The organism is Mesorhizobium sp. M7A.F.Ca.US.014.04.1.1 (assembly GCF_003998745.1).
Lineage (GTDB): Bacteria > Pseudomonadota > Alphaproteobacteria > Rhizobiales > Rhizobiaceae > Mesorhizobium > Mesorhizobium ciceri.
Genome location: NZ_RZRW01000473.1, coordinates 1 through 4,419, shown reverse-complemented (window position 1 = coordinate 4,419; position 4,419 = coordinate 1). Strand labels below are relative to the sequence as shown.

The window sequence follows — 4,419 nt, the reverse complement described above, 5'->3', positions numbered from 1 at the left end:
GACTCGATCTGCAGCCGCTCGACCGGCGCACCGCAGGCTTCCAGCGCGGCGATCGCATCGGCCTTGGCGTCGAACACGCCGACTGGACCGGAATTGCCGGCCCAGTTGCGGCCGGAACCGTCGAGCTTGGCGGTGCCGCGGCGCACGCCGGCGGCGACGCGCCGCTGCTGGTCGGCGCCGTCGCCCTCATAGGTACCCGACACTTCGAACAGCGCCACGTCGCCAATACCCTTGTCGGCATTGCGCTGGGCAGCCGCGATCAGCCCCGGCAGCAGCGAGGGCCGCATGTCGGACATATCGGCGGCGATCGGGTTGGCAAGCTTCAGCGCGGTCTGGCCGCCGCCGAACAGCTCGGCATGCTTGGCCGGAATGAACGACCAGGTAACGGCTTCCATCATGCCGCGCACGGCAAGCGCGCGCTTGGCCGTGCGGGTACGGACCTGCAGCGTGGTGAGGATCTTTGCATTGACCGCGTCATGCGCACCGAGCGGCTGCGGCGCGATGTTGTCGACACCGTGGATGCGCATGACCTCCTCGACCAGGTCTGCCTTGCCATCGACGTCGGGGCGCCAGGACGGCACGGCGACATCGACGACATCGCCCGAGCCCTCCGGCTTGAAGCCGAGGCGCGACAGGATGTCGAGGCTTTCCGCGCTGGGAACCTCGATGCCGGTCAGCCGCTTCACTTCCGAAAGCGGGAAGGAAACGATCTTCGGCGTGTGACCGGCATAACCGACGACCTCCATTTCGGTCGGCGTGCCGCCGCAGAAATCGAGCACCAGTTTCGTCGCCAGTTCGACGCCCGGAACCATGAATTCGGGGTCGACGCCGCGCTCGAAACGGTAGCGCGCGTCGGTAATGATGCCGAGCGTGCGGCCGGTGCGCGCCGTGGTGATCGGATCCCAAAGGGCGGATTCGATCAGCACATCTGAGGTGTTCTCGTCGCAGCCCGAATGCTCGCCGCCCATGACGCCGGCGATCGACTCGACGCCGTTGTCATCTGCGATGACGCACATTTCCGGCGTCAGCGTGTATTCGCGGCCGTCGAGCGCCTGCACCTTTTCACCATCGCGCGCGCGGCGCACGACGAGATTGCCGGCAACCTTGCTGGCGTCGAACACATGCAGCGGGCGGCCGCGGTCGAAGGTGACGTAGTTGGTGATGTCGACCAGTGCGCTGATGGGTCTCAGCCCAATGGCGATCAGCCGCTGCTGCAGCCATTTTGGCGAGGGTCCATTCTTGACGCCCTTGACCAAGTTGAGCGCGAAGCCGGGGCAAAGCTCCGGCGCTTCGATCGTCACCTTGATCGGACACATGCCATTGCCGACATGCGGCATGATGGCGCCGCCGACGAGGCGGCCAAGCCCGCTCGCCGCCAGATCCCTGGCGATGCCGTAGACGCTGGTGGCATCCGGCCGGTTCGGCGTCAAGTTGATCTCGATGACCGGATCGTCGATGTGCGCATAGGCGGCGAAGCTGGTGCCGACCGGCGCATCCTCAGGCAGGTCGATGATGCCATTGTGTTCGTCGGACAGCTCCAGCTCGCGCTCGGAACACATCATGCCGTGGCTTTCGACGCCCCTGATCTTGCCGACCGTCAGCGTTACGTCGATGCCGGGCACATAGGTGCCGGGCGCGGCAAAGGCGCCGATCAGGCCCGCGCGAGCGTTTGGCGCGCCGCAAACGACCTGCACCGGAGGCTTGCCGTCGCCGGGGTCGACGGTCAGCACGCGCAGCCGGTCGGCATCGGGGTGCTGAACCGCCGTCAGCACCCTGGCGATGACGAATGGTTTCAGGCTCGACTTGTCGTCGACATGCTCGACTTCGAGACCGATCGAAGTCAGCCGCTCGACGATCTCGTCGAGCGTGGCGTCGGTCTCGAGGTGGTCCTTGAGCCAGGAGAGGGTGAATTTCATGGGACTGTTCCGTCTGGTCTTTTGACGCTTGATTTCAGATGTCTCGGCAGGTCGTCGGACATATGCAGGAAGGCAAGCTGCTCGCCGATATAGGCATGCAGCGTCGGCTGGAAATCGGCCGGCATGTCCATGGCGCCGAGCATGAAGTAGATGTCTTCTTCCAGCCGCTCGTCGACATAGGCGATGGGTGAGCCGCAGGTGCCGCAGAAAGAGCGCGTCACCGGGCCGTTCTCATACATCTTCAGCGCCTTGCCGGTGAACGCGACCTGATCGACCAGGAAGCCGACAAAGGCCGACACCGGCGCGCCGCTGGCCCGCCGGCAATCGCCGCAATGGCAGTAGCTGACGTGATGCGGTTCGGCAGAGGCCTCGAACCGCACGGCGCCGCAGCGGCAGCCGCCGGCATAGGGCGCTGTCATGCGCTCAGGCCTCCGAACAAAGTCGGCATGTCGAGCGGCCGGAAGCCGTAGTGCGACAGCCAGCGCACGTCTGCATCGAAGAAGGCGCGCAGGTCCGGCATGCCGTATTTCAGCATGGCGATGCGGTCTATGCCCATGCCCCAGGCAAAGCCCTGATATTCGTCCGGATCGAGACCGCCATGGCGCAGCACATTGGGATGCACCATGCCGCAGCCGAGGATCTCCATCCAGTCGGAGCCTTCGCCGAAGCGCACCTCGCCGGGCCGCGAGCGATCGCACTGGATGTCCACCTCGAGGCTTGGCTCGGTGAACGGGAAGAAGGACGGCCGGAAGCGCATCTTAACCTGCGGCACCTCGAAGAAGGCCTTGCAGAACTCCTCCAGCACCCACTTCATGTTGGCGACGTTGGCTGTCTTGTCGATCACCAGCCCCTCGACCTGATGGAACATCGGCGAGTGGGTGGCGTCCGAATCCTGCCGGTACGTCTTGCCAGGAATGACGATGCGGATCGGCGGCTTCTTCGTTTCCATGGTGCGGATCTGCACCGGCGAAGTGTGCGTGCGCAAAAGCTTGCGCTCGCCCTTCTCGTCCGGCTGGAAGAAGAAGGTGTCGTGCATCTCGCGCGCCGGGTGGCCTTCGGGAAAATTCAGCGCGGTGAAATTGTAATAGTCGGTCTCGATATCGGGACCTTCCGCGATGGAGAAACCGAGATCGCCGAAGATCGCGGCAATCTCGTCGATGACTTGGCTGATCGGATGGATACGGCCGCGCTCGGCCGGCGACTGCCGCACCGGCAACGTCACGTCGACCTTTTCGGCGGCGAGGCGGGCGGTGATCGCCACATCCTTGAGCTCAGCCTTGCGGGCAGTCAGCGCGTCGGTGACGCGGTTCTTGAGGCCGTTGATGGCCGGGCCTTTGATCTGGCGCTCCTCGGCGGTCATGGCGCCAAGTGTCTTCAGCATCTCGGACACGCTGCCCTTCTTACCGAAAGCAGCGATGCGCACGGCCTCGATGGCCGGCTCATCGGCGGCCGAGGCGATCTCGGCCAGAAGTGAGTTTTCAAGCGTATCCAGGCCAGTGGTTGCGTCGTTCACGGTCAAACTCGCTGCGTTGGGAGGTCGGCCTCAAAGTGAAAGTCACTCCTAAAGTGAAATCACTCCAAGGATCAGGCAAAAGAAAAACCCGCGCCAGCCGTGCCAGCGCGGGTTCCCCAAATCAGAATTGCGAATGCTTGGGAAGCGCTGGTCTTAGGCGACAGCGCTTTCAAAAGCGTTCGGCGTGGTGTTCTTCAGATATTCGAGCGCCACCTTGGCCTTGGCGACCAGGGCCGCGAAAGCCTGCGGCTCGTGGATGGCCATGTCCGACAGGATCTTGCGATCGATCTCGATGCCCGACTTGTTGAGGCCGTCGATGAAGCGGCCATAGGTCAGGCCATGCTCGTGGGTCGCGGCGTTGATGCGCTGGATCCACAGCGCGCGGAAGGAGCGCTTGCGGTTCTTGCGGTCGCGGTAAGCGTATTGCAGCGACTTTTCCACCGCCTGCTTGGCGATGCGGATGGTGTTCTTGCGGCGGCCGTAGAAGCCTTTCGCGGCTTTCAGGACCTTCTTGTGCTTGGCGTGCGAAGTGACGCCTCTTTTTACGCGTGCCATGTCATGATCTCCTTAAAAGCAATTCCAGGAAAAGTGCCTTGCGGTTTTCCGTTCGGAATTGCGTAAAACAAATGCGTGTCCGGACCGAATGCCTTAGAGGCCGTTCGGCAGAAAATTCTTGATGACCTTCTTGCCATCCGGTTCAGCCAGAACCATCGTGCCGCGGGCATTTCGAATGAACTTGTTGGAACGCTTGATCATGCCGTGACGCTTGCCGGCCGCAGCCGACAGGACTTTACCCGTACCTGTGATCTTGAACCGCTTCTTGGCGGCCGATTTGGTCTTCATCTTGGGCATTTTGCTACTCCGTATTGTTGGCGCACTATCGCGCTTCTTGTTCGCTTCAGGCCGACCAAAGCCCGAAAAGCAAATGAATCCGCCACGGCATGCCCTGCCGGGCGGTTTTCTTGAACGGCGGTGCTATACGTCAAAGAC

General features: G+C 62.9%; 5 protein-coding genes. All 5 read right to left on the bottom strand.

From position 1 onward, the window contains the following. Positions 1 to 1,916, bottom strand: a 1,916-nt coding sequence (gene pheT, locus EOA22_RS25360) for a phenylalanine--tRNA ligase subunit beta (RefSeq protein ID WP_127390294.1), incomplete at its 3' end; no start/stop codon positions are given. Beyond that, positions 1,913 to 2,335, bottom strand: a complete 423-nt coding sequence (locus EOA22_RS25355; RefSeq protein WP_013528308.1) for a GFA family protein — start codon at positions 2,333 to 2,335, stop codon at positions 1,913 to 1,915. The genes EOA22_RS25355 and pheT, both read right to left, overlap by 4 nt. After that, the gene (gene pheS / locus EOA22_RS25350) at positions 2,332 to 3,429 is read right to left on the bottom strand and encodes a phenylalanine--tRNA ligase subunit alpha (RefSeq protein ID WP_013528309.1); all 1,098 of its coding nucleotides are present in this window, start codon (positions 3,427 to 3,429) and stop codon (positions 2,332 to 2,334) included. The genes EOA22_RS25355 and pheS overlap by 4 nt, the downstream gene beginning before the upstream one ends. 153 nt (positions 3,430 to 3,582) lie before the next feature. Continuing rightward, positions 3,583 to 3,984, bottom strand: coding sequence for a 50S ribosomal protein L20 (rplT, locus tag EOA22_RS25345; RefSeq protein WP_013528310.1), 402 nt, complete (start codon positions 3,982 to 3,984; stop codon positions 3,583 to 3,585). 93 nt (positions 3,985 to 4,077) lie between these two features. Beyond that, positions 4,078 to 4,281: a 50S ribosomal protein L35 gene (rpmI, locus tag EOA22_RS25340; protein WP_006201248.1), complete on the bottom strand. Its 204-nt coding sequence runs from the start codon at positions 4,279 to 4,281 to the stop codon at positions 4,078 to 4,080. Positions 4,282 to 4,419: the final 138 nt, after the last annotated feature.

Coding starts and splice junctions, on each gene's coding strand:
- rplT (WP_013528310.1), bottom strand. CDS start 3,984: ATGGCACGCGTAAAAAGAGGCGTCACTTCGCACGCCAAGCACAAGAAG.
- EOA22_RS25355 (WP_013528308.1), bottom strand. CDS start 2,335: ATGACAGCGCCCTATGCCGGCGGCTGCCGCTGCGGCGCCGTGCGGTTC.
- rpmI (WP_006201248.1), bottom strand. CDS start 4,281: ATGCCCAAGATGAAGACCAAATCGGCCGCCAAGAAGCGGTTCAAGATC.